The 26,880-nt window shown below is 54.6% G+C and carries 26 protein-coding genes, 2 tRNA genes and 1 pseudogene; 9 read left to right on the top strand and 20 right to left on the bottom strand.

Annotated elements, in window-relative coordinates:
* Window positions 1-20: 20 nt before the first annotated feature.
* On the top strand, window positions 21-1,508 hold the full coding sequence (gene amyA, locus MMW58_RS10765; RefSeq protein WP_076947299.1) for an alpha-amylase: 1,488 nt from the start codon (window positions 21-23) through the stop codon (window positions 1,506-1,508).
* 47 nt (window positions 1,509-1,555) lie between these two features.
* Here amyA and yedD read toward each other — a convergent pair whose 3' ends face one another.
* Window positions 1,556-1,975, bottom strand: coding sequence for a lipoprotein YedD (yedD, locus tag MMW58_RS10760; protein ID WP_166646150.1), 420 nt, complete (start codon window positions 1,973-1,975; stop codon window positions 1,556-1,558).
* 468 nt (window positions 1,976-2,443) lie between these two features.
* Here yedD and rcsA point away from each other — a divergent pair, with 468 nt between their 5' ends.
* Window positions 2,444-3,067, top strand: a complete 624-nt coding sequence (rcsA, locus tag MMW58_RS10755; protein ID WP_133598593.1) for a transcriptional regulator RcsA — start codon at window positions 2,444-2,446, stop codon at window positions 3,065-3,067.
* Between the two features lie 41 nt (window positions 3,068-3,108).
* Here rcsA and dsrB read toward each other — a convergent pair whose 3' ends face one another.
* Window positions 3,109-3,297, bottom strand: coding sequence for a protein DsrB (dsrB, locus tag MMW58_RS10750; protein WP_041146281.1), 189 nt, complete (start codon window positions 3,295-3,297; stop codon window positions 3,109-3,111).
* Window positions 3,298-3,430: 133 nt separating this feature from the next.
* Here dsrB and yodD point away from each other — a divergent pair, with 133 nt between their 5' ends.
* A complete protein-coding gene (gene yodD, locus MMW58_RS10745) occupies window positions 3,431-3,655 on the top strand; it encodes a YodD family peroxide/acid resistance protein (protein ID WP_045859646.1) in 225 nt (74 codons plus the stop codon).
* A gap of 325 nt (window positions 3,656-3,980) precedes the next feature.
* Here the strand turns inward: yodD and dgcQ are convergent, their stop codons facing one another.
* From dgcQ to MMW58_RS10730, 3 genes are all read right to left on the bottom strand, one after another.
* Window positions 3,981-5,648, bottom strand: a complete 1,668-nt coding sequence (gene dgcQ / locus MMW58_RS10740) for a cellulose biosynthesis regulator diguanylate cyclase DgcQ (protein WP_159235686.1) — start codon at window positions 5,646-5,648, stop codon at window positions 3,981-3,983.
* 116 nt (window positions 5,649-5,764) lie between these two features.
* A complete protein-coding gene (locus MMW58_RS10735) occupies window positions 5,765-5,935 on the bottom strand; it encodes a YodC family protein (RefSeq protein ID WP_133598597.1) in 171 nt (56 codons plus the stop codon).
* Between the two features lie 74 nt (window positions 5,936-6,009).
* Window positions 6,010-6,921 carry a DUF808 family protein gene (locus tag MMW58_RS10730; RefSeq protein WP_133598599.1) on the bottom strand — a complete coding sequence of 304 codons (912 nt, stop codon included), beginning with the start codon at window positions 6,919-6,921 and terminating at the stop codon, window positions 6,010-6,012.
* Window positions 6,922-7,105: 184 nt separating this feature from the next.
* Here MMW58_RS10730 and yedA point away from each other — a divergent pair, with 184 nt between their 5' ends.
* Window positions 7,106-8,017 carry a drug/metabolite exporter YedA gene (gene yedA, locus MMW58_RS10725; protein ID WP_133598601.1) on the top strand — a complete coding sequence of 304 codons (912 nt, stop codon included), beginning with the start codon at window positions 7,106-7,108 and terminating at the stop codon, window positions 8,015-8,017.
* Between the two features lies 1 nt (window position 8,018).
* On the opposite strand, the gene MMW58_RS10720 is transcribed toward yedA, so the two are convergent.
* Genes MMW58_RS10720 through drpB form a run of 4 tightly spaced genes read right to left on the bottom strand, consistent with a single transcriptional unit; the run spans window position 8,019 to window position 10,970 of the window.
* Window positions 8,019-8,483, bottom strand: coding sequence for a very short patch repair endonuclease (locus tag MMW58_RS10720; RefSeq protein ID WP_159235851.1), 465 nt, complete (start codon window positions 8,481-8,483; stop codon window positions 8,019-8,021).
* Window positions 8,464-9,894, bottom strand: coding sequence for a DNA cytosine methyltransferase (locus MMW58_RS10715; RefSeq protein WP_305853198.1), 1,431 nt, complete (start codon window positions 9,892-9,894; stop codon window positions 8,464-8,466). Before MMW58_RS10715 ends, MMW58_RS10720 begins: the two co-directional genes overlap by 20 nt.
* 56 nt (window positions 9,895-9,950) lie before the next feature.
* Window positions 9,951-10,646, bottom strand: a complete 696-nt coding sequence (locus MMW58_RS10710) for a phosphohydrolase (protein WP_133598605.1) — start codon at window positions 10,644-10,646, stop codon at window positions 9,951-9,953.
* Window positions 10,647-10,688: 42 nt separating this feature from the next.
* On the bottom strand, window positions 10,689-10,970 hold the full coding sequence (gene drpB, locus MMW58_RS10705; RefSeq protein WP_133598607.1) for a cell division protein DrpB: 282 nt from the start codon (window positions 10,968-10,970) through the stop codon (window positions 10,689-10,691).
* A gap of 568 nt (window positions 10,971-11,538) precedes the next feature.
* On the opposite strand from drpB, the gene MMW58_RS10700 reads away from it, so the two are divergent.
* A complete protein-coding gene (locus tag MMW58_RS10700) occupies window positions 11,539-12,603 on the top strand; it encodes a porin (protein ID WP_241723340.1) in 1,065 nt (354 codons plus the stop codon).
* 334 nt (window positions 12,604-12,937) lie between these two features.
* Here the strand turns inward: MMW58_RS10700 and MMW58_RS10695 are convergent.
* Window positions 12,938-13,027 (bottom strand) — tRNA-Ser (locus MMW58_RS10695).
* A gap of 87 nt (window positions 13,028-13,114) precedes the next feature.
* Here MMW58_RS10695 and mtfA point away from each other — a divergent pair.
* The 3 genes and pseudogenes from mtfA to MMW58_RS10680 all read left to right on the top strand — a co-directional run.
* Window positions 13,115-13,915: a DgsA anti-repressor MtfA gene (gene mtfA, locus MMW58_RS10690; RefSeq protein ID WP_181955397.1), complete on the top strand. Its 801-nt coding sequence runs from the start codon at window positions 13,115-13,117 to the stop codon at window positions 13,913-13,915.
* A gap of 100 nt (window positions 13,916-14,015) precedes the next feature.
* Window positions 14,016-14,091 (top strand) — tRNA-Asn (locus tag MMW58_RS10685).
* A 192-nt stretch (window positions 14,092-14,283) separates the two neighbouring features.
* Window positions 14,284-15,033: pseudogene (locus tag MMW58_RS10680) on the top strand (tyrosine-type recombinase/integrase); the annotation flags it as partial.
* 214 nt (window positions 15,034-15,247) lie between these two features.
* Here the strand turns inward: MMW58_RS10680 and MMW58_RS10675 are convergent.
* Genes MMW58_RS10675 through MMW58_RS10660 form a run of 4 tightly spaced genes read right to left on the bottom strand, consistent with a single transcriptional unit; the run spans window position 15,248 to window position 19,958 of the window.
* Window positions 15,248-15,988 (bottom strand): HAD family hydrolase, encoded by a 741-nt coding sequence (locus MMW58_RS10675; RefSeq protein WP_241723339.1) that lies wholly within the window; start codon window positions 15,986-15,988, stop codon window positions 15,248-15,250.
* The gene (gene hypF, locus MMW58_RS10670) at window positions 15,981-18,359 is read right to left on the bottom strand and encodes a carbamoyltransferase HypF (RefSeq protein ID WP_241723338.1); all 2,379 of its coding nucleotides are present in this window, start codon (window positions 18,357-18,359) and stop codon (window positions 15,981-15,983) included. Before hypF ends, MMW58_RS10675 begins: the two co-directional genes overlap by 8 nt.
* On the bottom strand, window positions 18,331-19,362 hold the full coding sequence (gene hypE, locus MMW58_RS10665; protein WP_241723337.1) for a hydrogenase expression/formation protein HypE: 1,032 nt from the start codon (window positions 19,360-19,362) through the stop codon (window positions 18,331-18,333). The genes hypF and hypE overlap by 29 nt, the downstream gene beginning before the upstream one ends.
* Complete coding sequence (locus MMW58_RS10660) at window positions 19,359-19,958, bottom strand: cysteine hydrolase family protein (RefSeq protein ID WP_241723336.1); 600 nt, start codon at window positions 19,956-19,958, stop codon at window positions 19,359-19,361. The genes hypE and MMW58_RS10660 overlap by 4 nt, the downstream gene beginning before the upstream one ends.
* A 226-nt stretch (window positions 19,959-20,184) precedes the next feature.
* Between MMW58_RS10660 and MMW58_RS10655 the strand changes: the two genes are divergently transcribed.
* The gene (locus tag MMW58_RS10655; RefSeq protein WP_241723335.1) at window positions 20,185-21,063 is read left to right on the top strand and encodes a LysR family transcriptional regulator; all 879 of its coding nucleotides are present in this window, start codon (window positions 20,185-20,187) and stop codon (window positions 21,061-21,063) included.
* A 503-nt stretch (window positions 21,064-21,566) separates the two neighbouring features.
* Here the strand turns inward: MMW58_RS10655 and MMW58_RS10650 are convergent.
* Genes MMW58_RS10650 through MMW58_RS10625 form a run of 6 tightly spaced genes read right to left on the bottom strand, consistent with a single transcriptional unit; the run spans window position 21,567 to window position 26,871 of the window.
* Window positions 21,567-23,054, bottom strand: a complete 1,488-nt coding sequence (locus MMW58_RS10650) for a cysteine desulfurase (RefSeq protein ID WP_241723333.1) — start codon at window positions 23,052-23,054, stop codon at window positions 21,567-21,569.
* Window positions 23,041-23,985 carry a family 2A encapsulin nanocompartment shell protein gene (locus MMW58_RS10645; RefSeq protein WP_041146290.1) on the bottom strand — a complete coding sequence of 315 codons (945 nt, stop codon included), beginning with the start codon at window positions 23,983-23,985 and terminating at the stop codon, window positions 23,041-23,043. The genes MMW58_RS10650 and MMW58_RS10645 overlap by 14 nt, the downstream gene beginning before the upstream one ends.
* A 37-nt stretch (window positions 23,986-24,022) precedes the next feature.
* The gene (gene moeB / locus MMW58_RS10640) at window positions 24,023-25,198 is read right to left on the bottom strand and encodes a molybdopterin-synthase adenylyltransferase MoeB (protein ID WP_241723330.1); all 1,176 of its coding nucleotides are present in this window, start codon (window positions 25,196-25,198) and stop codon (window positions 24,023-24,025) included.
* Window positions 25,195-25,485 carry a MoaD/ThiS family protein gene (locus tag MMW58_RS10635; RefSeq protein WP_133598615.1) on the bottom strand — a complete coding sequence of 97 codons (291 nt, stop codon included), beginning with the start codon at window positions 25,483-25,485 and terminating at the stop codon, window positions 25,195-25,197. Before MMW58_RS10635 ends, moeB begins: the two co-directional genes overlap by 4 nt.
* Before the next feature lie 59 nt (window positions 25,486-25,544).
* Complete coding sequence (locus tag MMW58_RS10630) at window positions 25,545-25,973, bottom strand: M67 family metallopeptidase (RefSeq protein WP_133598617.1); 429 nt, start codon at window positions 25,971-25,973, stop codon at window positions 25,545-25,547.
* Complete coding sequence (locus MMW58_RS10625; RefSeq protein ID WP_241723328.1) at window positions 25,966-26,871, bottom strand: PLP-dependent cysteine synthase family protein; 906 nt, start codon at window positions 26,869-26,871, stop codon at window positions 25,966-25,968. Before MMW58_RS10625 ends, MMW58_RS10630 begins: the two co-directional genes overlap by 8 nt.
* Window positions 26,872-26,880: the final 9 nt, after the last annotated feature.

Genomic DNA, 26,880 nt, shown 5'->3' with positions numbered 1-26,880 from the left:
TGACGTCTGGAGCACGGAAGATGAAAAACCCCACGTTATTGCAGTGCTTTCATTGGTATTACCCCACCGGCGGCGAGTTATGGCGTGAAGTCGAGGCGCTGGCACCTAACCTGAACGAAATCGGCGTCAATATGATTTGGCTCCCTCCCGCGTATAAAGGCGCTTCCGGCGGCTACTCCGTCGGCTACGACAGCTACGATCTTTTTGACCTTGGCGAGTTCGACCAAAAGGGCTCCATCGCCACCAAATACGGCGACAAGGCGCAGCTGCTGGCGGCCATTGCCGCGCTGCGACAGCACGACATCGCCGTCCTGCTCGACGTGGTAGTCAACCACAAAATGGGCGCCGATAAAAAAGAGAGCATCCGCGTTCAGCGCGTGGACGAGCAGGATCGTACGCAAATTGCCGAAGAGGTGGTGGAGTGCGAGGCCTGGACCCGCTACGACTTCCCCGCCCGTGCCGGTAAATATTCGCAGTTCGTCTGGGATTATAAATGCTTTAGCGGCATCGATCATATTGAGAACCCGGACGAAGACGGCGTTTTTAAAATCGTTAACGACTATACCGGCGAAGGCTGGAACGATCAGGTCGATGATGAGATGGGCAACTTCGACTACCTGATGGGCGAGAATATCGATTTCCGCAATCATGCGGTTACCGAAGAGCTCAAGTACTGGGCACGCTGGGCGATGGAGCAGACCGGCTGCGACGGTTTTCGCCTCGACGCGGTGAAGCATATTCCGGCCTGGTTCTATAAGGAGTGGATCGATCACGTCCAGGAAGTGGCGACAAAGCCGCTGTTTATCGTCGCGGAATACTGGTCGCACGAAGTTGAAAAGCTGCAGCAGTATATCGCGATGGTTGATGGCAATACGCTGCTGTTCGACGCTCCTCTGCAGATGAAGTTTCACGAGGCCTCGCGCCAGGGCCGCGATTACGATATGAGCCAGATCTTTAGCGGTACGCTGGTTGAAGCCGATCCGTTCCACGCCGTCACCCTGGTGACCAACCACGATACGCAGCCGCTGCAGGCGCTGGAGGCGCCGGTTGAGCCGTGGTTTAAGCCGCTGGCCTATGCGCTTATTCTGCTGCGCGAGAACGGCGTGCCGTCGGTCTTTTATGCCGATCTCTTCGGCGCCAGCTATGAAGATACCGGCGGAGATGGCCAGACTTACGCTATCGAGATGCCGGTTATCGAACAGCTGCACGAACTGATTGATGCCCGCCAGCGCTTTGCCCACGGCGTGCAGACGCTGTGGTTCGATCATCCGAACTGTATCGCCTTCAGCCGCAGCGGCACCGATGACGATCCGGGATGCGTGGTGGTGTTGTCGAACGGTGATGACGGTGAGAAATCGCTGACCCTTGGCGCCAATTACGGCAACAAGCGCTGGAAAGATTTTCTCGGCAACCGGGAGGAGCAGGTGGAAACCGACGACGAAGGCTGCGCGACGTTTACCTGCCGCGGCGGGAGCGTCAGCGTGTGGGTTATCGAAGAGACGTTATAAATCAGGTGCGTATCGCGGGCTGGACGCGCTGCCAGCCCGTCGGTGCCCTAGTGCGCGCTTTTCGTCGCGGCGGCGGCTTTATTCCACGCCTGCTCGCACTCAGGCGTGAGGCGATCGACGCGAGTCAGGGTCATGCGGTCATACTCCAGGGTATTACCGGTGCGTTCGACAGGATAGATATCCAGACCTGAGGTCACGTTGTAAACCCGATCGTCACGCTGCATTAATTTACCCTGCGTGGCGATAACCCGCTGCCACTGACGACAATCGAGCGTATCGCCATTTTTGGTCACAATCAGGCTGGCAATCGCATCCGGGCTCATCATTTCGCTCTGCGGACCTTTTGATTGCCAGTATCCCTCTAACCCGGCGGGCGCTGGCGCTTTGACAACCTCGTTGTAATTATCTACCTGCACGCATCCGGCGAGAGTCAACAGCGCGCCAGCAATTACTATCTTTTTCATCATTCATCCCACACACCGATAAAAAAGTATTGTGGCATTAAAGCGTTAAGCCTGCCACCTCTCTTGCAGCGGGCGAAAAGCGGCGCCCAGCGGCCGTCAATCCAGGCCGATCGCCGGTAGCGCTAAATGGCGTTCGGTTTATTCGGCTATTAATTAATGTTTTTGATGAAACGACCATATTGGTGAGGTGAGAATTTATCCAGCCAGCATAAGGATAATCCGAAAAGAGAATAACTCCCGGCCGGCAACCTTATCTGTAACTGGAAGTTTTTGCTTTTAATTCCCCGACGTAACATGATGCACGCCTTTACTTTGGGAGTATTCCTGGCAAATTATGGGCAATATTACGGAATAGTTCAGGTTACTTAATGGTTTCCACACTGTACCTTGTTTTATTACCCACTTAAATGGACTTCATCGCGCTCACCGGCGAAGGATGAATTATCGTTACGTGTTGATTGAGGATGGGTCATGTCAACGATTATCATGGATTTGTGCAGCTATACCCGACTGGGATTGACCGGGTATCTGACAAGCAGAGGAATAAGAAAGCGTGACATCAGCGAAGTGCAAACGGCGGCAAGCCTGAAAGAGAGCTGCGAATCGTCCCGCCCGGCGGTGGTGTTTCTCAACGAAGATTGCTTTATTCATCGCGAAGATAGTAATCAGCTTATCCGACAAATCATTATGGATTATCCCGGAACGCTATTTATCATCTTTATGGCGCTGGCTAACGTTCATTTTGACCACTATCTGCTGGTGCGCAAAAATTTACTTATTAGCTCGAAGTCGCTTACGCCAAAAGACCTTGATGATATTCTGGGTAATCATCTGAAATACGATAGCTTCAGCGCCGGACGCATCAATATTCCCACGCTGTCATTAAGCCGGGCCGAATCAAATATGCTGCAAATGTGGATGGCCGGGCACGGGACATCGCAAATATCGACGCAGATGAACATCAAGGCTAAGACCGTATCGTCGCACAAAGGCAATATTAAAAAGAAAATCCAGACCCACAATAAACAGGTGATTTACCATATTGTCCGTCTGACGGAAAACATTACCTCAGGGATTTACGTCAACATGCGATGAAAGAACTGGCGGCAGTCACCGCCAGTTTGATTGCCGACAGCCTAGTCAACCTTCTCAACAAAGACGCCGTCCGGATGCCCTTTCTCGTTGAAAAACCAGATCCCCAGCGGGTAGTCTTCCAGCGAAACCAGATACATTGTTCCTTCGCTAAACGACTCTATTGCCAGTACTACCCCCGATCGACGTGGGCCACCGTCGGTCTTCACCGTGACACGATCGTTCACCTGCATAACTCGTCTCCTCTATTTTTGAGCCAGTGTAGAACAAAACCGGCGGATGCGCAGCGTCCCGCCCGATGAGCGCTGTTTTTATAGACGGTCTATACTTGAAGAGGCACTGTCGGAGCCAAGCGAGGTAGCGATGATGAAATCCGCCAAAGAGAGCAGTTTGGGTAGCGGCGGGGGTAGCGTCAATGTTGACGCCCTGCTGGCGGCAATTAATGAAATTAGCGAAAGCGAAGTGCAGCGCACCCGCGACGATCCCCATCACGTGAGCATTGATGGTCGCGATTACCATACCTGGCGCGAGCTAGCGGAAGCCTTTGAGCTCGATATCCACGACTTTAGCGTCACCGAAGTCAACCGCTAGGCGCAGGCAAAAAAATCCCGACTCGCAGGAGTCGGGATGAAGCTTGCTAATGCAAGAAGCACTTGAAAATTCGTTACACCGGGAGATCCGATGCGTGGAAAACATTATCCTCAATTATTTTGCATGACAAGAGCTATTGATGAAGAAAATAATTGAGACACATAGTCAATAACGCCGGGCCCCTGGATAACCCAGGTGGCAGAAGGCTTCGTTGATGCCCCTGCGCCACAAATCGCGTTTCACCCCCGCCCTCTTTTAAGATAAATCTCATATCAGCACTTTACCGCGCCGCGGTGAACGGATGAATACGGCCAATTCCGGACGCTTATCCCGCAGAACAGACCCGGTTGCGGCCATTCTGCTTCGCAAGATAGAGCCGGCGATCGGCTATCGACTGCAGGTTTTCAAAGTTAACCTCCGCGCAATCGTCGCTGCTGCTGACGCCCAACGAGGCGCTGATGCGCAGGCTCGTATTGTTGCAGAGCAGTATTTCGCGGCTGTTAATGCGAACGCGGATACGCTCCGCTATCGCAGTCGCTTCCTGCAGGGTGGTATCCGGCATGACCACGCAAAACTCCTCCCCGCCCACGCGCCCGGCGAGATCGCCTTCGCGGATGTTGCTGGCTATCGTGCTGGCAACCAGCGACAGCACCCGATCGCCGGACTGATGACCGTGGAGGTCGTTCACCCGCTTGAAGTAATCCAGATCGAGCTGGATCACGGCGAACGGGCGCTTCCCGCGCTCGCACTCTCCGGCAGCGGCAATGGCTCTTTCAAACAGCCCACCGCGGTTTAACAGCCGCGTTAATGCGTCGTGCCACGCCCGCCACTCCAGCGACGTTTGCAGCTCGCTCATATTGCGCACCATACGCAGAATAACCAGCCAGGAGATAATCAGCATTGAGGTAAACAGCAGCCACATCAGCATCAGCGCGATGGTAATCGATCCAAACTCACCGCGGACCCCTTCCTGCAGGGTGTGGATACGCAGCAGGACGCCATCAAAATTATTCAGTTTTTCCCAGCTGATATAGCGGGTTAGCAGACGAATGCCGCCCTTGTTGTCGTGCAAGAAGGCGTAGCTCAGCGTCTCCTGCTCGCGGGGCGAGAGCAGAGTGAGCACATTGCCCGGTGCGGAAGAGGCAATCAGGTTCAGCCGGTTGTCGTACAGCTGATATTCGCCGTCCTGCCCGCCCTTCGCCGCGTTCACCAGAAAGGCCTTTATTTCACGAACCGAGAAGTCCATCGCCAGCACGCCGTGCCAGTAGTGGCGGAAGTCCAGCGGTATGGAGGCGGTCACCACCTGGGCATCGTCCAGCGCTCCCTCCTCGGGAAAGGTTTGCCAAACTACGCCGCGTCCGGGATTCGTTCGCTGGGCCTGACGGGTAAACCACGGAGAGCGGGTGGCAGCGCTATAAAGCGCCAGCGCCTGGGCGGTATTTTTTAGCGCTTCGGTGCTCACAAAAAAGCCGCTGCGCGATACGTACAGCATACGCTCGGTGAAGCCACGGTTATTGTTGGTCAGGCGCAGCAGATAGCCCAGCTCAAGCGCAGCCATCAGCTCGTTGCCGGAAAGGGCATTGTCTCGGGACAGGGTCGGAGCTTTATCGACGAAAGTATCGGATACGCCGTAGACCGGCAGCGTACGCCGATTGTGTAACGCCACCGACCATATCGCTTCATGGCGCTTGCTGATGTACTCCTGCTCGGCCTTACGCAGGATCATAAAATCTAACGGCGTTTCCAGCGCCGACTGCATCCCGTTGCGGAAAAAGATCATCCGGTCGGTGTTAAACTGCAGCAGGCCGTCCATTTCATGGACGACGTTTTCGAGATTGTTGTGCTGGTTATCGACATACGCCTCCTCCAGCACCATTATTTCTCGCCATATCAGTAGCGTAGAAAAAAATAGCACCACAACAAAACAAAAATTTACCACGTGTCCCGGGCTCGAAAGGCGGCGAAGTTTTCTCCCCCACAGCGGCTTATTCATTGTGCTCTCGCAGTACCATCATAGAAACAAACGCCATCCACGCTACCTGTCGGAAAGCCGGGCCATACAATGACAAAACGCCCGGTATAGGCCGGGCGTTATTGGGATCGGGAGAGCTATTCCGCGCCCCCTCCCCCACGAACTAACTCATCTTCACGGAACGCCTCGCGCCTAACGGCATAGCCGTCATACCAACGGCATTCAACCATGCCATTGGCAAAACCGGTCACAACCATGCGCGGCCCGCCGCTTTTCCGTCTGACTTCATCGCTGATGAACCATACCATTTTTCGCTCCGTAATCCGGGAGAAACTGTTTCACCTTAGACGAAGCTGAGACATTTTGCATAACCGCCGGCGGATTACTTTACCGCGCGGCGAAGCGCGGAAACGGCCTTCACGCCCGCCACCACCACGGCGCCAATGATGAAGCCCAGCACCAGGTTTACGCCCGTCGGCAGCAGAGAAGCGGTGAACCCGGACATGCCGCTGGCCAGATTTTCCACCGCGTGGTGCAGCGGAGTAATGCCGTGGACCACGATGCCGCCACCGACCAGGAACATCGCCAGGGTCCCGACAACCGACAACACTTTCATCAGCCGAGGCGCCACCGCCAGCAGGCCTTTGCCGACCCCGCGGGCCAGCACGCTCTCTTTCTCCACCAGCCAGTAGCCCATATCGTCCAGCTTCACGATAATACCGACCAGGCCGTAGACGCCAACGGTCACCAGCAGGGCAATCCCGGAAAGGATCATTATCTGGTTTAGCAGCGGCGCATCCGCCACGATACCGAGGGTGATAGCGACAATTTCGGCGGAGAGAATAAAGTCAGTGCGAATGGCGCCTTTCACCTTATCGCGTTCAAACGCCAGCGGATCGCGTTCGGCCAGCGCTTCCAGACGCTGTTGCCGGGCCTGCGGGTCCTCTTTGTGTTTGCGGGCCTGCACGCTGTGCAGCACCTTCTCGACGCCTTCAAAACAGAGGAAGGCCCCGCCAAGCATCAGCAGCGGCGTAATCGCCCACGGAATAAATGCGCTAATTAAAAGCGCCAGCGGAACCAGGATCACCTTATTGACCAGCGAACCCTTCGCCACCCCCCACACCACCGGCAGCTCGCGGTTCGCCCGCACGCCGGACACCTGCTGGGCATTGAGGGAAAGATCGTCCCCGAGCACGCCCGCCGTCTTCTTCGCCGCCAGCTTACCCATCACCGAGATATCGTCGAGCAGCGTGGCAATATCGTCCAACAAGGTTAAAAGACTACTTCCCGCCAAAATACCATTCCTTCATTTTATGGTTATTAAACATAGAGTATGGGGCAAAATCCGCGTCTCGCCCAGCAAAGCAAATAGTCAACAAAAAATTAACAATCACCGGAAAATTAAAGCGCTCGCCAGCGAGGTAGTTTTCACGTTTACTATATGCCCCCTTCCTATTTTTGTACCGCCGTGAGGACGTATGTCTACCCGCCAGTTATTACCGCTTATCGGGGCGCTGTTTGCGCTATATATCATCTGGGGATCCACCTACTTTGCTATCGCCATTGGCGTTGCCAGCTGGCCCCCGCTGATGATGGCCGGTATTCGCTTTCTTTCTGCCGGAGGGCTGCTCATCGTCTACCTGCTGGCTACCGGCCACAGGCTCCCGGCGCGCAGACCGCTGCTCAACGCGGCGCTGATCGGTATCCTGCTGCTTGCCGTTGGCAACGGCTTTGTCACCCTGGCAGAGCATCAGCACGTGCCCTCCGGGATTGCGGCGGTGATGGTCGCCACCGTCCCGCTATTTACCCTGTGCTTTAGCCGCTTCTTCGGTATCGCCACGCGTAAAATCGAGTGGCTGGGCATCGCCATCGGCCTGGCGGGTATTATTCTGCTCAACAGCGGCGGCAATTTAAGCGGCAATCCCTGGGGCGCACTGCTGATCCTGATCGGCTCCATGAGCTGGGCGTTTGGCTCAGTCTATGGCTCGAGAATTGAGCTGCCCACCGGCATGATGGCCGGCGCGATTGAGATGCTCGCGGCGGGAATTGTGCTGATGGTCGCCTCTACCCTGACCGGTGAAAAGCTGACGCAGATGCCCTCATGGTCGGGAATTATTGCCGTCGCCTACCTGGCCATCTTCGGCTCGCTGATTGCGATTAATGCTTACATGTACCTGATCCGTAACGTCACTCCCGCCGTAGCCACCAGCTATGCCTACGTTAACCCGGTAGTCGCGGTGTTATTAGGCACCGGATTCGCCGGGGAGAGCCTGTCGCTGACCGAGTGGACGGCGCTCGGCGTTATTATTTTTGCGGTGGTGCTGGTGACGCTCGGCAAGTATCTGTTCCCCGCCCGCAGCGAAGCCACGCCCTGTAAGGTTGAAAAGTAGGCTACGGCCCGATCCCCTGAGTATCAATCTGCGCGCGGTGGCCGCCGCCGCAGATCCACTCCTCCAGGCGTTCGCTCAGCGCTTCATCGCTAAGTTTTTTCTTCCCGCGCAGCGCGCACTCCCAGACGATCAGCACCCGCCATCCCTGTTCGAGCAGCAGCGCCTCGTCCCGCCGATCTCGCGCCACGTTGCCGTCGATTTTATTCAGCCAGAACGCCGTGCGGGTTGCCGGCACCTTGAACAGGTAGCAGTCATGATGATGCCAGAAGCAGCCGTGGGTAAAGATAGCGCAGCGGTAATCGTTCACCACAAAATCCGGGCGCCCCGGCAGCGTGGCCTCCTGAGCGGTAAAAGAAAAACCGGCCTGCGCGAGCAGTCCGGCCAGTCGTTTCTCTATCGCCGTATCGAATGTGCCGATGGCGCGCATATTTTTACTGCGGGTGGCCTTATCGTGAACGTCCATCATCATCCTCGGGATCGCGGCGGGCCACCGCCTGCGCAATTCGCGGCTGCAGCAGCCTGGCGACGGCGGCAAACACCGGCACCACCACCGAGTTACCGAACTGGCGGTACGCCTGAGTATCGGAGACGGGAATGCGGAAGCGGTATCCCTGCGGGGACTCAAAGCCCATCAGGCGCGCGCATTCGCGGGGCGTGAGCCGGCGCGGGCGACGCTGCTGGTTTTGCGGGTCGTCAAAGTCCTTCTCGCCCAGCGGGCGATCCCAGCCGCGGTCGATCAGAATTTCGGCGCCATCCTTATAGTAGCGAGCCGACAGCGTGCGCGCCACGCTATGCGGGTTGCGCGGGTCGACTAGCCCGTAGCCGAAACCGTTGCCCAGCGCCTGGTGCTTACGCGCATAGCGATAAAGGTATTTCCACAGCACCGGGGTAAGAATAAATTTGGCATCCACCGTCGGCTCAAGCAGATCGCCAAACGTCGGGCGCTGGGCCGGGTAAAGCGCCGAGATATCGCGCAGGGTAAACCCGTCGTGCAGCTGCAGGTCACGGCGAAAGCCAACCAGTACGATGCGTTCGCGGTGCTGCGGCAGGAAGTTGCGGCCATCGATAACCTTGGGATCGTCCGCCCCGCGATGTCCGGCATCAGAGACCTCATAGCCAAGTTCGTCGAGGGTTTGCATAATGATGCTAAACGTTCGCCCCTTGTCGTGGCTCTTCAGGTTTTTGACGTTCTCCAGCACGAAGATTGCCGGCCGCCTGGCCGCTATAATCCTGACGACATCGAAAAACAGCGTGCCCTGCGTCTCACAGGCAAAGCCGTGGGCGCGTCCGAGGGCGTTCTTCTTCGACACCCCGGCGAGGGAAAAAGGCTGGCAGGGAAAGCCGGCCAGCAGCACATCATGCTGAGGAATAGTCTCGCGAATGTGCCGAGCGGCGTCCTCATCGCTGATATCAAGACGATGGCTGAGGGTGATATCACGGATATCGGCATTGAAGCGATGCTGCTCGGGGTCGCAATACCAGTTCGCTTTGTAGGTGCGCACCGCGTGCTTATTCCATTCGCTGGTGAAAACGCACTGCCCGTTGATGGCTTCAAAACCGTTGCGGATGCCACCGATACCGGCGAACAGATCGACGAAGCGGAAAGCATAATTCGGATGGTGCGCCGGCGGCCGCGGCAGCAGCGATGCCAGATGCGCGAGCTCCCGGTGGCCTAAGCGACCAACCGCCCGGGACACCGTGGCGACGCGCTTGAGTATCGCCGGGCTCCAGTGCTGTTCCCCGACGGCAACCAGCTGTGCCACCAGCGTTTTCACATCATATATTGCCATCAGCTGGCGCAATAACGCCTGCGCGTCTTCCCCGGCCTGCGTTACCGGCAGAGACGGGGGATGTTCCTTAGATAAATTTTGCGGCATAACCTCAACCAGCTGGACAATTTTCGCAGAGATTACCACAAATAGCGCAGGCAGTTTTAAGCCTGTGGATCAAAGCGGCGCAAAACCGCCTCATCCAGCGCGGTAGGGTCACCCTGCAGCTCCGAGCTGAGCTTCGCCATGAACTGCACCAGGAAGCGGGCGTTGTGTTCCGCCATCGCTCTCCCTTCAGCGGTTTGCATCGTTTCAGGCAGGCTCAGCAGCTTGCACTGGAAATGATCCAGCGCATAGGTGCGGTCATCCAGCTCGCGCCTCTCGGCAAAAGGATCGTCAGCATCAAACAGGATATTATTCAGCGCCCCGGAAACTGCAAAAACGCGCGCCAGACCAATTGCTCCCAGGGACTCGAGCCGGTCGGCATCCTGGACGATCTTCGCCTCTTCGCTGAGCGGAGGAATAGCGGCGCTAAAGCTATGCGCCTCAATGGCGTGGAGTACGGCGGGATAGCGGTCGACGGGAAAATCGGCAAATGACGACTGCAGAATACTCCGCGTCTTTTGCGCCGCCATCACCGACGAGCGGCTGCGGTCGGGATGGTTTTTGGGCAGGCTGACAATGTCATGAAAGTAACAGGCGGTGAGGATCACCAGGCGGTCAACCTGCCGATTGGCGGCCAGCCGCTGGGCGGTACCCCACACGCGACGAAAATGCGAAATGTCGTGAGCGGAGTCACCCTGCGGATGATGCCCTGTCATCCAGGTTTCAAATCGTTGCTGCCAGTCAACCAGTTCCATGCGCTTTCCTTTGAGAGAAGGTAGGCTGCGAGCATAGCAACTTTAATCCTGATGTTCATAGCTACGGGCATCAGGCCGCGTATACCAGGCGATTGTACCAAGGACTAACCCGACGACGCCGAGGACCAGAAACCCCAGCAGCGCGCCCAGCCATTTGCCCGCCGTTGAACCCAGATCCCCGTCAATGCCCGCTCCGGGGACGCTTTGAATATGCCCGACGACCCACCAGTAGCGCACCATCGCCCACAGGAAATAGCCGCAGAAGGCGTAAAAAGCCCATAACGCCAGCTTCCCGCCGGGGCTTCGCTTCGCTTTCTCTTCCATTTAACTGCCCTCCTTTCTTCAGTAACGAAACGTCACCTGAAAAAAATGTGATTTTCATCACATTATACAGCGAAGTTTGCCGTCAGGCATCCGCAACGTCCGGGATGGGTTCAGGAAGCAATCGAAGCCGCCTGCATCACCTCTCGTCAGCTACCGGTAATGATACGATCGTTCGCGCCTGGTCTAATATTCTCATCAGCAGCCGGCTTAATATTTCTTCGTTACTCACCATTTCCTTGCGAAATTACGCCGCGGACAGGCATGATATTTGTCCTCCGAACATATCAGTGAAACCCAAACATAAATCCCGCCAATCCCATAACGAGACTGAATTATCCAGAAAATAAAATAACCCATTGTTATAAAAGCCAATAAACCAGAAATATAGCTCACCACAAACCGATAGAATATTAATATAATGAACCAATAAGAAACATTTTGTAATATTAGATATAATTTACTTACATTTTAAATTTAAATAAAAATGAACCTTCGCAGATAGTATTTATTTTGCATTAAGCAAGATTCTTTGACATTCACATTAATTATAAATAAAAGGGAATATATAATGAAAAGAAAAGCACTGGCAATTCTGCTGCCGTCCTTATTAATGACTGGGGCCGCGAGCGCAGCGGAAATCTATAATAAGAACGGTAATAAAGTGGATTTCTACGGCAAAATGGTCGGCGAACATATTATGACCGATACCGACGAAGGCAATCGCAACTCTGAAGATACCTCCTACGCGCGGTTCGGCGTGAAGGGTGAAACGCAGATCAACAGCGAGCTGACCGGCTATGGGCAATTTGAATACAATATGAAAGCCAACAAGCCAGAGGGCGATCAGGGCAGCGCAACCCGTCTGGCATTTGCCGGCTTAAAATATGGTAACTACGGCTCGTTTGATTATGGCCGCAACTACGGGGCGGTATACGACGCCGCGGGCTACACGGATATGCTGGTCGAGTGGGGCGGTGACGGTCTGGTGCATACCGATAACTTTATGACCGGCCGCACCAACGGCGTTGCCACCTACCGCAATACTGACTTTTTCGGCCAGGCCGATGGGCTGAACTTTGCTCTCCAGTACCAGGGTAAAAATACCAACCGCGATCGTCTGAAAGCGAACGGCGACGGCTATAGCGCGTCCGTTGACTACAGCCTCGACGGATTTGGCTTTGCCGCCGCCTACGGTAATTCCGACCGTACTGACGAACAGACCGCCGACGGCAAAGGCGAAGCGGCTGAAGTCTGGAGCATCGCGGCTAAATATGATGCCAATAGCCTCTATACCGCCGTCATGTATGCCGAATCCCGCAATATGCTGCCGATGGAAAATGGCCTCATCGCCAATAAAACGCAGAGCGTTGAAGCCGTCGTTCAGTACCAGCTCGCATTCGGTCTGCGCCCTTCCCTCGGCTACGTCTACGCGAAAGGTCACGATCTCGGCAGCGACGGGCGCGGCAACGCAGAGATCATGAACTACCTTGAGCTGGGCACCTGGTACTACTTCAACAAAAACTTCAACGTCTACACCGCCTATAAGTTCAATCTTCTCGATGAGAAGGATCGCGCTGTCACCGGCGCAGCGACTGACGATCAGTTCGCACTCGGCATCACCTATCAGTTCTGATGCGATGTCACCCACCTAAGCCCGCCTCGCGCGGGCTTTTTTGTGAGCAGCCGCCCGAGAGTAAATTCAGAGATGACCTAATGCGCAATCGCCGGTCGTGGCACATTTTTAAATGAGTCGTGCCCTCGATGGCGCCATACGACTTAGTTCACAAAATGAAGGAGATACTGGCAAACTGCTACCTTGAACAATCGCTAAGTGATAGCTTATGAGGACCTGAGGAGCGTTCAATCCCGTCCAGCAAGCGCCGGCATCAGATGGCACAGGTAACGGTATTCTGAACCGCAGGGATTTAATTAAAGGATTTTCGAATCGGGTAGATAGAAAGATGAAGTGGCGGAGAGAGGGGGATTTGAACCCCCGGTAGAGTTGCCCCTACTCTAGTTTTCGAGACTAGTCCGTTCAGCCGCTCCGGCATCTCTCCGCTGAGGTTGCTATAATGCCAGGTTCTTTGGCATTTTAATAGTTCCTGTCTCTTTAATTACGTTCAAGTGACGACTTTGCGAGCAATATGATGTTTAAATGGCCCTGGAAAGCAAATGAAGAGTCCGGTAGCGCGGAAATACCCTGGGAGCAGGCGCTCGCCATTCCCGTTTTAGCTAACCTCTCCGCACAGGAGCAGCAGCAGCTTGTGCAGATGGCTGCGCGTTTTTTACAGCAAAAACGCCTCGTTACCCTGCAGGGGCTGGAGCTGACTCCGCTGCAAAGCGCGCGCATCGCAATGCTATTTTGCCTGCCGGTTCTCGAGCTCGGCATCGAATGGCTGGACGGTTTCCACGAGGTGCTTATCTACCCTGCCCCGTTTGTCGTCGACGATGAGTGGGAAGATGATATTGGCCTGGTCCATAACCAGCGGGTCGTGCAATCCGGACAAAGCTGGCAGCAGGGGCCCATTATTCTTAACTGGCTGGATATTCAGGACTCCTTCGACGCATCTGGTTTTAACCTCGTGGTACACGAAGTGGCGCATAAGCTTGATACCCGCAACGGCGATCGCGCCAGCGGCGTGCCGCTAATACCTTTACGCGAGGTTGCCGGCTGGGAACACGATCTCCATGCGGCGATGAACAACATTCAGGATGAGATTGACCTGGTCGGCGAGAGCGCCGCCAGTATTGATGCCTACGCCGCGACCGACCCGGCGGAATGTTTTGCCGTTCTGTCAGAATATTTCTTTAGCGCACCCGAGCTGTTCGCCCCGCGTTTCCCGGCGCTTTGGCAGCGTTTTTGCCAGTTTTACCGCCAGGACCCGCTGCAGAGATTACGTGATAATGAACGCCAGGATGCGGACGACGCGCGCACTGTGCACTAAAACAACGAGTTGAGCTAAATTTAGCCATCTGAATCAGTTAGTTAAATTTAGTATTGACACAAAAATGCGGGGCCAGTAGTATGCGCCTCGTTCACACGATTCCTCTGTAGTTCAGTCGGTAGAACGGCGGACTGTTAATCCGTATGTCACTGGTTCGAGTCCAGTCAGAGGAGCCATATTAAAGAAGCCTGCTTAGGAAACTAAGCAGGCTTTTTGCTTTTTATGCTCCAGGACCCATGCCTGTATGGCTTTGATGCTATCAGTGAATGTGAAAAATCTTCCCGACGCATTTTCAGTTTATCCTCCACATCGGGATAATTTGGCGATCGGATATGGGTCCGGTGGGTTCAATGACGGATTGCCCCAAAATGTCTCTTAGCGACTCAAAAATCCGTAACTTAAAACCATCCGCAAAACCCTTCAAAGTTTCCGATTCTCACGGTCTGTACCTGCTTGTCAATCCGGGCGGTTCACGCGGTATCTCAAATATCGCTTCAATCAAAAAAATCTCGTATTGCGTTGGGTACCTATCCGCCGGTCTCGCTTTCCGACGCCTGCTAACAGCGCGATAGTATACGCAAACTACTAGCGCAGAATATCAATCCCGCACAACAACGCGTGACGGAAAAATCCGTCACGTCACCGGGAAATGCTTTGAGGCCGCTGCAGTAGCGTGGCGCAAAACCAACAAAAAGTGGTCCGCTAACTATCCAGAGCGCATCCTTGCCAGTATGAAAATTATATCTTTCCGGTAATAGGCCATCAGCCCATTACCACGTTGAAAACTCAGCATTTCACTGCGTTACTGAGGGTTATTGAGGATAAAGGTTTTTGGAAATCACGTCCCGTACCGGTAGCAACTCTGCAGCATCATGCGTTACGCCGTTCAGCAGGGGTTGACTGAAAACAATCTGGTCCTGTATCTGGAAGGCGTCACTGCACCACCAGTTAGAAATCACCATCCCACCCTGTCGCTGGAGCCGTTGCCCGGGCTGCTGGAGCGTATCGGTGACTATCAGCTGGGACGGCAGTTAACAAGGCTGGCGATGGTGCTGACCCTACATTTGTTTATTCGTTCCAGCGAGTTGCGCTTTGCCCGCTGGAGCGAGATAGGTTACGGTTTGCGTTCCCCTGCTTTCCATCAGAATACCGGATATAGGTATCATGGTCAGTGCACAGAATCCGAAGTTCAGAATTAAATGGCCGATCGCTTTGTCGGTCACACCCAAGCGCGGTACGAGCTGTGCAATTTGCACAGCTCAACCTCCGGTAACGAAGCCGTTGTTAAAAAATAGCATATGACAGCCCAGCGTCCCTACCGCGTGATTTTCATTAATCCCCTTCTCTTCTGGTACAGGATGATTCCTGACGAGAGTGCTGAGTTTCCATCTCCATCTGGTGCTCCGGGGTGAAGACGATTGCTACTTTTTCGGCTGTCTGCGGGATGACTTTCACATTGCGAAAATCTGCGATCGCAAGTGCGGCACCGCACTCTTTCAGACTGTCTGTACCGATACCGACACAAATTGCGCCAGCTGTAACAGCAGACGTTACGCCGCTTCTTGAATCCTCAAATACTAGTGTTCTGGACGGAGCAAGACGAAGTCGCTCTGCGGCAAGCAGATAAGGATCGGGATAAGGCTTGCCGCGCGCGACATCATCACGCTCGACGATCGCTGAAATACACGGCGTAATTTGCAGCATCTCCATGACACGATCGATTTTCGACCGCCAGCCGCTAGTGACAATCCCTACGCTGATGTCAGCCTTATGCAACGCCCGGATAAGTTCGCTAACGCCGGGAATTGGATCGTAATCAGCAGTATTTTCAACGTCAATGATATGTGCTTGAACCTTCTTTTGATCTTCCAGGGGAAGATCGCTGAACAGGGCGCGGATGGTATGCGGGCCTGGTTGTCCGTGAATATGCCTGACGATGTCCTCTTCCGTTAGCGTCTTGCCGAACATCTGAGCACCTTCAGCCCAGCCGCGCTCAATCACCGCATTGGAATCAATAAGAACTCCATCCATATCGAATAAAACAGCGGCAATAAGGTTCGCGGAACTATGCATTTTCTCTCTCCAGATTTTTATTGCGCGTCGCGCGGGTGTATGCAGTAGCAATAACCACTTGCCCCAGTGAAATACCGCCATCGTTAGTCGGAACTAACTGATGGCTGTATGGCTGGAATCCACAGGATTCCAGCTTGTTAAGACAATTAACGAGGATAAATTCATTGCAGAAAACGCCGCCGCTTAGGACAATTTGTTGCGTGCCTGCGCGCGCCACCAGGCGTTTACAGACCTCGCAAATCATGTCAACGATGGTAGAGTGAAAGCGCCGACTTAGTTCTGCCATATCAAAACCGGGCTGGCTAAGGCATTGCACCAGTTCCTTTATCATCGGGCGATAATCCACTTCGAGCTTATTCTCAACATCGGTAATGGCGTAGCTGAATGGGGCCGTCATATGAAATTTGCACTGTAGCAGTGCTTCCAGCTCAATGGCCGCTTGGGCTTCGTATCCCACCTGAGTGCAAACGCCCATCAGCGCGGCGATGCCGTCAAATAGTCTGCCCATGCTGCTGGTCGTGGTGGTGTTGATTTTTCTGGCCACCATTTTACTGAACACATCGCGCTGCTGAGGTAGGAGCTCCTGTAAGCCTGGGACTGTGAGCATGCTGATATCTTCGCCGAAGGTTTCCACCAGCAAGGAGATACCGACGCGCAGCGGCTCTTTAACCGCTCGATCGCCTCCGGGCAGGAGCACTGAACGCAGGCATCCGGCGCGCTCGAATTTTTCGAAATCGCCAACGAGAAACTCACCTCCCCAAATGGTGCCGTCGGTGCCATAGCCTGTACCATCAAAGATCACGCCTAGCGTGGTACCTGACAAACCGTTTTCCGCCATGCAGGATGCCATATGTGCGTGATGGTGTTGAACCTGAACAATCTGATGCTCTGAATTCTCAAGAGCATGCCGGGTAGAGCGGAAAGAAGGATGTAAATCGCAGGCCACGATATTCGCCTTCACGTTCAGCAGGTTTTGAAGATGATCAATACATTCGATGTGTGACTTAAAAGTCTCGTTATTCTTCAGATCGCCAATATGCTGGCTCAGAAAAACCTGCTTGCCTTTGCCGATGCTGATCGTGTTTTTTAGCTCCGCCCCAAGCGCGATAACGGAATCCACTGCGTAAGGCAGATGGATAGGGTATGGCGCGTAGCCGCGGGAGCGGCGCAAAAACGACGGCTGCGACTTAGTTGCATCGTTGCGAAACACCGTGCGGACCACGGAATCGTCAACACGCGTATGAATATCGCGATTATTCAGAATGAAGTAATCCGCGATTTTTCCAAGTTGCTTAATTGCCGTGTCGTTGTCAAAGACGATCGGATGACCAGAAATATTACCGCTGGTCATAATCAGGATCGGCAGAAACGGGTCTTCCAACAGCAAATGTTGAAGCGGCGTTGAGGGCAGCATCACACCGATATTCGGATTATGCGGCGCAACGGCACTTGCCAGCAGAGTGTTGCGCTTATACAACAAGACAATCGGACGCTGCGGACTTTCCAGCAATTTATGGTTATAGGGGGTGATGAAAGCAATGCGCGACGCACTTTCCACATCTGCGACCATCACTGCGAAAGGTTTGGCGTCCCTTCGCTTACGTTGCCTAAGTTTATTGACCGAGTTCTCATTGCAGGCATCGGCCACGAGATGGAAACCGCCAAGGCTCTTTATCGCAAGAATGCCACCTTCTTTTATTTTCGTAATGGCAAATTTGACAATATCATCCGTGTGAACTGGTGCGCCATGTCGATCGGTGAGCTGCAACTGCGGGCCGCAAACTGGACAGGCGTTGGGCTGGGCGTGATAGCGTCGATCCTCAATATCGTTGTATTCACGCTCACAGGCCGGACACAGAAGGAATTTGCACATGGTGCTCTGAGCGCGATCGTAAGGCATACCAAGAATGATAGAATAGCGCGGTCCACAGTTAGTGCAGTTGGTGAAAGCGTAACGATAGCGATGGTTGTCAGGATCGCTTATCTCTCGCAGGCAATCGTTGCAGACGTTGGTATCTGGCGGGATGATCGTGTCCATACTGGCATGATCGCGGCTTTTACGGATGCTGAACGTTTTATAGTGAGCTCCGGTATCCGTTAGGCTAACTTCCTGCGTACTGATGATTTTTGCCAGCGGCGGTGCCTCGGTCACCAGTTCTTCCATTATTCTGGCAATAATTGCGCCTGGCGCCTGTAGCTCAAGCAGCACGCCTTCTGAATCGTTTAACACCCAGCCAGTGGCGCCATAGGTACGGGCTAATCGGTGAACAAAGGGACGAAATCCAACGCCCTGCACGACGCCACGGATGCGGTAGCGCCGGGTTTCCGGCGTCTCGTGAAGCTCAACAGAGTCTGGGTAATTCTGCGCCATATAATTCCTCGACTGCTGTCTGCGTTCCATCAGATTCAACCATATAGACTTCAGTACCCGATACGGCGCTGATCTCCCCGATAATGGTCGCGTGTTTGCCGACAGGATGCTCATGCAGCAGGTTCAGTACCTTCTGAGCATACTTCGGCTCAACAAATAGGCACAAACAACCTTCATTGGCGAGATTAATAACATCAACGCCCAGCATATTGGCTGCCATGGCGGCTTCTGGTTGTATGGGCAAAGACGGCTGGTCGAAATGAATCTGATAATTTATTGCGCGCGCATGTTCGTGTAAAACAGCGGATAGGCCGCCGCGCGTAACGTCTCGCATTGACGCTATTTTGCCTTCAGGGATGTTGCTGAGGAGTTTATCAATAATGTGATTCAGCGGCGCGCAATCGCTAAGAATGTTTCGCTCGAACCCCAATCCTTCTCGCATTGACAGCAGGTGAATCGAGTGATTGCCGATATATCCACTCAGGATTATTTTCTGCCCCGGACGTACGTTCTTAACTGAGACCGGCGGATGTTCAAACACGCCGATGCCAGCGGTATTAATAAACAGTCGGTCCACTTCACCTTTGCCAACGACCTTGGTATCGCCAGCGACAATCTTGACCTTTGCCTCACGGGCCGTTTCACGCACGGATTCGATGACTCTTACCAGATCGGCCATAGGCATACCTTCCTCAATGATAAGACTTAGCGTGATATAAAGGGGACGAGCGCCGCTGACAGCAAGATCGTTAACGGTGCCGCAGACGGAGATTTTACCGATGTCGCCGTTGCCGAAAATCAGCGGCGTGACAACGAAGGAGTCGGTGGTGAAGGCAATTCGCCTGGTGGATAGTTCCAACACTGCGCTGTCTTCCATTACACCCAGATAGATGTCGCCGAGAATGCCAGCAATTTTTTCAACCAACTCGCGGCTTAATTTCGCCCCGGTACCATGATCCAGTACAACGACGTCTTCATGATTTAGCATCTGGGTTATGTTCATGATGCTTTCCTTTCGCTACGTTCAGGCAGATCGTTCTGTTTTTGCAGTATTGATAAAATTTCCGCAGAAGAAGCTACGGTTGCGCAATAGCTGGCAAGCCACTCGAGTGCGCGCTCTGTATCCTCAGACGAAGGGGCGAACACGCAATCGTCCGGTACCCAGACGTTATAGCCGCGAAAGAAGGCATCTGCTGCTGTGGTCTGCACGCAGACATGAGTTTGTAAGCCGGTAACAATTACGGTTTTTACCCCGAGCTGCTGAAGGATTTCGTCGAGATTGTTATTAAAAAAGCCGCTGTCTCTGCCTTTGACTACCACCAAATCGGTGGGGCGATAGACTTTATCGATGATCTGGTTTTCAGGGCGACCGGCCAGTGCTGGAATGCCCGCTTCGCGATTGCGATAGCGCTTTTGTACCGCCGGGTCGTTGGGATCGTTGATAAGTTGCAGGTGGATGACGGATTGCTCCAGAGATCGGATGCCATCGAGAAACTGGTTAAACTGGGTCAGTTTTTGCGCCAGAATTTCTGAAGAGCGTGTTATTTTGTAAGTAAACTCGTATTGTAGGTCATTAGTGAGAACGGCAATATTTGGCATAAATACTTAATCCTTAGAGCATTCATGGGAGATATATTTCTGAATGATTGGCGAGCTTAATTTTTATAGCTAACCTGCGCATTAGTAAGTGCTAAACCAAACCAGGAACAGCAGGCATGACGTTTCTGAATTTGACAAGCCGGAAGTATCTCGGCCTAAATTATTTTCTGCATCATGTCATCTACTGCGAGTATTTGTATAATTCCAATTTTTTAGGATTCGATAAATGTCAGGAATAGATATAAGACTATTGCGTGCATTTGTGACGCTGGCGGAAAAGGGAAATTACAATAAAGCTGCGGAAACCCTGTTTCTGACACAACCTGCGCTTTCAAAGCAAATTCAGATGCTCGAACAGAAGACCGGAGGACAGCTTTTCCTGCGTGGTCGCCACGGGGCGGTGTTGACGATGGTTGGCAGGCAGCTGTTTGCTAAAGCTCATGAGTTGCTGAAATCCCACCGTGATTTTTTAACCTACGCCCGGGAACTCCAGAAGGGGAGTACGGGTAAACTGGTGCTCGGCTTTGGTATCTCTTCGTTTAAAAGCACACCGGTTTGGATAAATATTTTTCGCCAAAAATTTCCCGACTGCGACGTTGTTATCAGCCAAATCCCCTCCAGCGTACAAGTCAGAATGCTGATGGAAGGTGAACTGCATGCTGGTTTTGTCCGTATGCCGGTAACTGAATTATTGGCCTCTCGACTAATAAATAAAGAAAATCTGGTACTGGCTGTCCCAGTAACCGTCGATATTGATCCCGCAGACCTCCAGCATACGCTGGCAGTTCATCCGATTTTATGCATGGATCCAGCAGCCAACCCCTGTCTGGCGGAACAAACGGCTGCGTTCCTGCGGGATCATGAGCTTATCGCTGAGCCAGTCTCAGCGACGAATAACATTCATTCCCTGCTGGCTTTGATAGCCGGAGGGAATGGTATCGCGCTGCTGCCCGCCAGCGTCGGGAATTTTTTACCTGTGGGAGTCAAGCTGGTTACGCTGTGGGGAACACAGGTCATATGGAACATTGGTGTGGCATGGAATCCGAAAATCGACAATCAGATGCGGGATGAGTTCCTGCAGATTGTCACGCGTGACCTGCCGTAAACGCGTGCGAAACGTCAGGGCGTTTTAGAGTGAAGCCGCACTGGAATTTGATACAGTACAGTGCAATTGCCAACCAGCGCCCAAATTATTGATTATCACGCACGATAGCACCAGAGTGGATAACAGGTGATATTTGTAATCGGATCTGTAAGTTGTTGCGGCTGTAAGTACAACTATTTTCGCTGGTTAATAGATTGTCAGTGAAGTTAAAGGTGTTACTAAGTGAACTTCAAACGTTGCTCTAAAATGGCGGTCAGCCTGGTGGTCTTAACAACTCGGATTTTTAGGTTTAGTTTATCAATCATCCAGTTAATGTCTAAAGCGAACCCAGTCAGAGGAGCCAAATTTAAGAAGCCTGCTTAGGAAACTAAGCAGGCTTTTTGCTTTTTACCCCAACCAAGGCGGTTCACCTCGCCGGCATCGCAAATACCCAGGCAACGCCCGGGCGCCGCCTGAGATCAATCTACAGGCCGTTTTATCGCCGAACACCGGGCCGCACCTCGCTAGCGCGAAGCAAACCGGGCGACGTGCTCTGCGAGAAAATCAATTTCCTGCGGTGTGTTATAGAAAGCCAGCGACGGCCGGACGGTACTTTCATAGCCCAGGTGTCGCAGGATCGGCTGCGCGCAGTGATGTCCGGATCGCACGGCAATCCCGACCTGGCTCAGATAGCGCCCGACGGCTTCATTTTCATGACCCGCCAGCACGAAGGAGAGGACGCTGGTTTTGTTCGCCGCGGTGCCGACCAGCGTCAGTCCCGGAATAGCCGACAGCTTCTCAATGCCATACTCCAGTAAGGCATGCTCGTAGTGCGCAATATTTTCAATCCCCAGGGAAGTGACATAATCGATAGCCGCCCCCAGCCCGACGGCATCGGCAATATTGCCCGTTCCCGCCTCAAACTTATTCGGCGCGGGCTGATAGCGCGTCAGTTCAAAGGTCACGTCGGCAATCATATTCCCCCCGCCCTGATACGGGCGTGCCTCCTCCAGCACGTCCTGCTTGCCATATACGACGCCGATCCCGGTCGGTCCAAAAATTTTATGCCCGGAGAAGACGAAGAAATCGGCATCCAGCGCCGTGACGTTGGTCGGGATATGCGAAATAGACTGCGCGCCGTCGATGGCGATGCGCACGCCAAACCGATGGGCGATTTGCACCAGCTCATGAACCGGCGTGACGGTACCCAGCGCGTTGGAAACGTGGGTAGCGGACACAAAGCGAGTTTTGTCGTTGAATAGCCGAATATATTCCTCAACGATAAGCTGTCCGTGCTCATCAACCGGCGCAACGCGGATCGTCGCGCCCGTCTCCTGCGCAATAAGTTGCCACGGCACGATATTGGCGTGATGCTCGAGCAGCGTGAGGATAATCTCATCCCCCGGTCGTAACAGCGGCTTCACGTAGCTGTGGGCAATCAGGTTGAGCCCTTCGGTGGTGCCGCGTACGAATATAATATTTTCCGGACCGCGGGCGCCGATAAAGCGCGACACTTTCTCACGCGCGGCTTCATAAGCATCGGTGGAACGTGCGGCCAGCGCATGCGCCGCCCGATGAACGTTCGAGTTTTCGTGCAAATAATAGTGGCTGATGCGATCGATAACCTGCTTCGGGCGCTGGGTCGTCGCGGCATTGTCCAGCCAGACCAGAGGATGACCGTCCACCCGTTCGGCAAGGATCGGAAAATCAGCGCGGATCCGTTCAACCGGGATCTGCCCGACCCGCGCCGGCGGCGCCGGCTTTGCGCCAACAGAAGGTCGCGCCGAGAATCCGCGAGGCGCGATATCCCCTCGGCTCTCCTGCCCCAGCGGCACCACCCGCGGCGCGTAGGCGGCCTCGGCGGCCCGCGGGCGTGCGGGCGTGTCGCCCAGCAGCCCCTGCAGATCCCGCGCGTCGGGCAGGCCGTAATCGCGCGCGGAGGGAGCCTCGCCCGCCTCGCCGGGCCATCCGCCCGGCGCGTGGGGAAGCGTGAATAGGTTACTCGTAGTCATAATATTCCCCCACCTCAACGTCTTCCAGCACGGCAATGGCGTCATCGGCGAGGATCGCGGCGGAGCAGTAAAGTGAGAGTAAATAGGAGGCCACGCCGTTATCGTCGATCCCGCGGAAGCGTACCGACAGCCCGCGAGACTGTTCGTTTGGCAGCCCTTCCTGATAAAGCCCCAGCACGCCGCGTTTGCTTTCACCGGAGCGGATCAACAGGATATTGGTTTTCCCGCCCTGGCCTTTCGGGTTTTTCAGACCATCAACAAACAGCTTATCGGAAGGAATAAGCGGAATACCGCGCCACAGGATAAAAGTGCCGCCCTGTAAATTCACGGTAACCGGCGGGACGCCGCGTCGCGTGGCTTCACGCTGAAATGCGGCAATCGCGCGCGGATGGGCCAGGAAGAAGGAGGGCTCCTTCCACACTTTTGACAGCAGCTCATCCAGGTCATCCGGCGTCGGGCGGCCGTTGCGGGTCTGAATACGCTGCGAATCAGCGATATTTTTCAGCAATCCATATTCATCGTTATTGATCAGCTGACTCTCCTGGCGCTCGCGCAGGCTTTCAATCGCCAGCGCAATTTGCTCTGACGCCTGATCGTAAGGCGAGCTGTAGAGATCGGCGATTTTGGTATCCACGTTAATAATGGTCGCAATAGAATCGAGCTGGTATTCACGCGGCGTGGTCTGATACTCGATATAGCCCTGCGGTATCTCAACGCGGGTCGGGTCCTGGCTGCACAATGCGTCGAGCGGCGTTTCGCCCTCCACGACCTTGTTGACCCGATAAATCCCCGACTCCAGGCCCTTATAATCGAGGAAACGGCTGATCCAGCGCGGGGTAATTGCCGCAAACTGCGGAGCCGTTTTGGTCACGTTCGCTAACTGATACGCGGCTTCACGCCCCAGTGCATTAATGCCTTTTTGTTCTGCCATGATGATTCCTTAGTGTTTAAAATAGTGGAGCTGAAGGTTAGTACTGCGGCAAACGGGTATCGACATCCCGCGCCCAGGCGTTTAGGCCATCTTTTAAATTCATCACGCGCCCCTGATAACCCGCGCGCTGCAGTGCCCGAATCGCGAAAATACTGCGCTGCCCGATCTTGCACAGAAACACCGCATCGACCGTCGGATCGAATTCGCCGATACGCCTGACTATCTGACCCAGCGGCATCACTTTTGCCTGCGGGAATTTGGCAATCGCCCTTTCGTGGGGCTCGCGAATGTCGATCAGCTGCAGGGGTTTTCCCTCCTCGATCCAGGCGTGAAGCTCCCTGGCCGTGACGCTTTCAACCGGAATCTCCGCCTCATCGGGCTTCAGTCCGCAAAACTCTTCGTAGTCGATCAGCTCATAAATCGACGGGTGCTCACCGCATACCGGGCAGCCGGGATCCCGCTCCAGCCGCAGCTCGCGCTGCTTCATTTGCCACACGTCGAAGAGCAGCAGACGGCCAATCAGGCTCTCGCTGCCGCCGACGATAAGCTTGATCGCTTCCGCCGCCTGGATGGTGCCGATAATTCCCGGCAGCACGCCGACCACGCCGCCTTCAGCGCAGGAAGGCACCAGCCCCGGCGGCGGCGGCTCGGGATACAGACAGCGGTAGCACGGCCCTTCCCCGGCATAAAAGACGCTGGCCTGCCCCTCGAACTGGAAAATGGAGCCGTAGACCAGCGGCTTACCCAGCAAAACGCAGGCATCGTTGATCAGATAACGGGTGGGATAGTTGTCCGTACCGTCAACCACGAGGTCGTACTCGCGAATAATCTCGAGCGCGTTTTTACTGCTCAGGGTGGTGTTATAGGTCACCACCTGCAGGTCGGGATTGATCGCTTTAAGCTTGTCTTTCGCCGAAGCGACTTTGGGCCGGTTGAGATCTTTGGTGCTATGAATGATCTGCCTTTGCAGGTTGGAGATTTCGACAAAATCAAAATCGACAATCCCCAGCGTCCCGACCCCGGCAGCCGCCAGATAAAGCGCTACCGGCGCCCCCAGCCCTCCGGTGCCGATAATCAGCACCCGGGATGCCTTCAGACGCTTTTGCCCCTCCAGCCCCACTTCCGGCAGCAGCAGATGGCGGCTGTAGCGGGCAATTTCCGCATGCGTCAGCTCCGCCAGACGGTCGTCAGCAATAATGCTCGGTCTGCTCATAGCGCCTTCCCGACGCCGCCTGCAATGGCGGGAACCAGCAGCACCTCGGCGCCCTCGCCGATCGGGGTCTCCAGCCCGCCGGTGGTTTTAATATTGTTCTCCCCCACGTACAGATTGATAAAGCTGCGCAGCTCCCCCGCGTCGTCGTACAGATGCGGCTGAATGTCCGGGAAACGCTCCGCCAGGGCAGCGACCAGCTGCCCAACGGTGTGGCCTTCGAGGGTCACTTTCCCCTGGCCGTCGGTGAAGGCGCGAAGTGCGGTGGGAATCAGTAATGTCGATGCCATAGTGGTAATCTCTCCGTGTTTTTTTCTGGTTTCAGGCAGCGTGCTGCCCGTTATTCGCGTTATGGAACGGTGCGCACGTCCTCCTGCAAAAAGCGCTGGCGGTCCTGCGTCAGCCGCCAGCTGGTGAGCGCGCCTGCCTGCCGCTGCGCAACCGCGACGATGATGTAGGCGTAAAACGGCAGCGCGTGTTCGCGGTCAAATTCCGACGGAATAGCCGGATGGTCGGGGTGCGAATGGTAATAGCCGACCACGTCCACCTCCTGAGCCAGCGCGGCGCGTTCCGCCCGCAGAGAGTCGTCGGCGGTGATGACAAAACGGTGGTACTGCTCCTCCGACTCGCGGGCATTGACGATGGGAAAAATCGCCGTCACGCGGGCATCGCCCTGGGCGGAGAAATGGCCAAAGAGCGCGCCGCAGCACTCGTTGGGGTAGGCCTTTTCCCCCTCAGCGCTAATCTGCTTTGCAATATCGCGGGTTAATTCAATCATTGGTTTCATTCCAGAAAGAGTCAGCCAGATAACGCGAGCCGACATCACACAGCAGCGTGACCACCACCGATCCCGCTGGCAGCGTGCGGGCCAGCCTGGCGGCGGCGGCAACGTTTGCGCCGGATGAGATGCCGACAAAAATGCCGTCCCGCCGGGCAAGGCGACGCGTGATGGCGTAGGCCTCTTCGGTAGTGACGGAAATAACGTCGTCGAATAGGGTTTCGTCGAGAATGCCCGGTTTAATGCTGCTGCCCATATGCTTGGTCCCTTCAATGCCGTGGAACGGCGAAGCGGGCTGCACGGCGAGCGTTTTCACCCGCGGATCCTCATACTTAAGCCGCCGAGCGGTGCCGACAAAGCTGCCGGAGGTGCCCATACCGGCGACAAAATGGGTGACCTGCCGTCCGCTCTGCTCCCAGATCTCTTTGCCGGTGGTTGCGAAATGCGTATCCGGATTGACGGGGTTGTTATACTGGTCGGGATAAAAATAGCGTTCCGGGTTGGCCGCGACCTGAGCCTGAACTTCTCTATAGGCGCCGTCAGAGCCTTCAAGCGGATCGGTTTCCACAATCGTGGCGCCGTAATGGCGAATAATACGTTTGCGCTCCGGGCTGGTATTCTGCGGCAGATATAGCCGGACGCGATATCCGAGCGCCGCGCCAATCATCGCGTAGGCAATGCCGGTATTGCCGCTGGTCGCATCAATAATTGTTTTATCCGCCGTTAATAAACCCCGCGCAATCCCGTCCAGCACCATGGCTTTCGCCGCGCGGTCTTTTACCGAGCCGCTGGGGTTCATAAATTCAGCCTTTGCCAACAGCGTTACGCCTGGCAACTCTGCGGTAAAAGAGGGCAAGGTTATTAACGGCGTAGCGCCGATCGTTTCAAGTAAATTCATAATGATTAT

The organism is Klebsiella sp. HC6 (genome assembly GCF_022605325.1).
Classification (GTDB): Bacteria; Pseudomonadota; Gammaproteobacteria; order Enterobacterales; family Enterobacteriaceae; genus Klebsiella; species Klebsiella terrigena.
The sequence above is the reverse complement of the archived record's forward strand: the minus strand, read 5'-3'. Positions and strand labels throughout refer to the sequence as shown.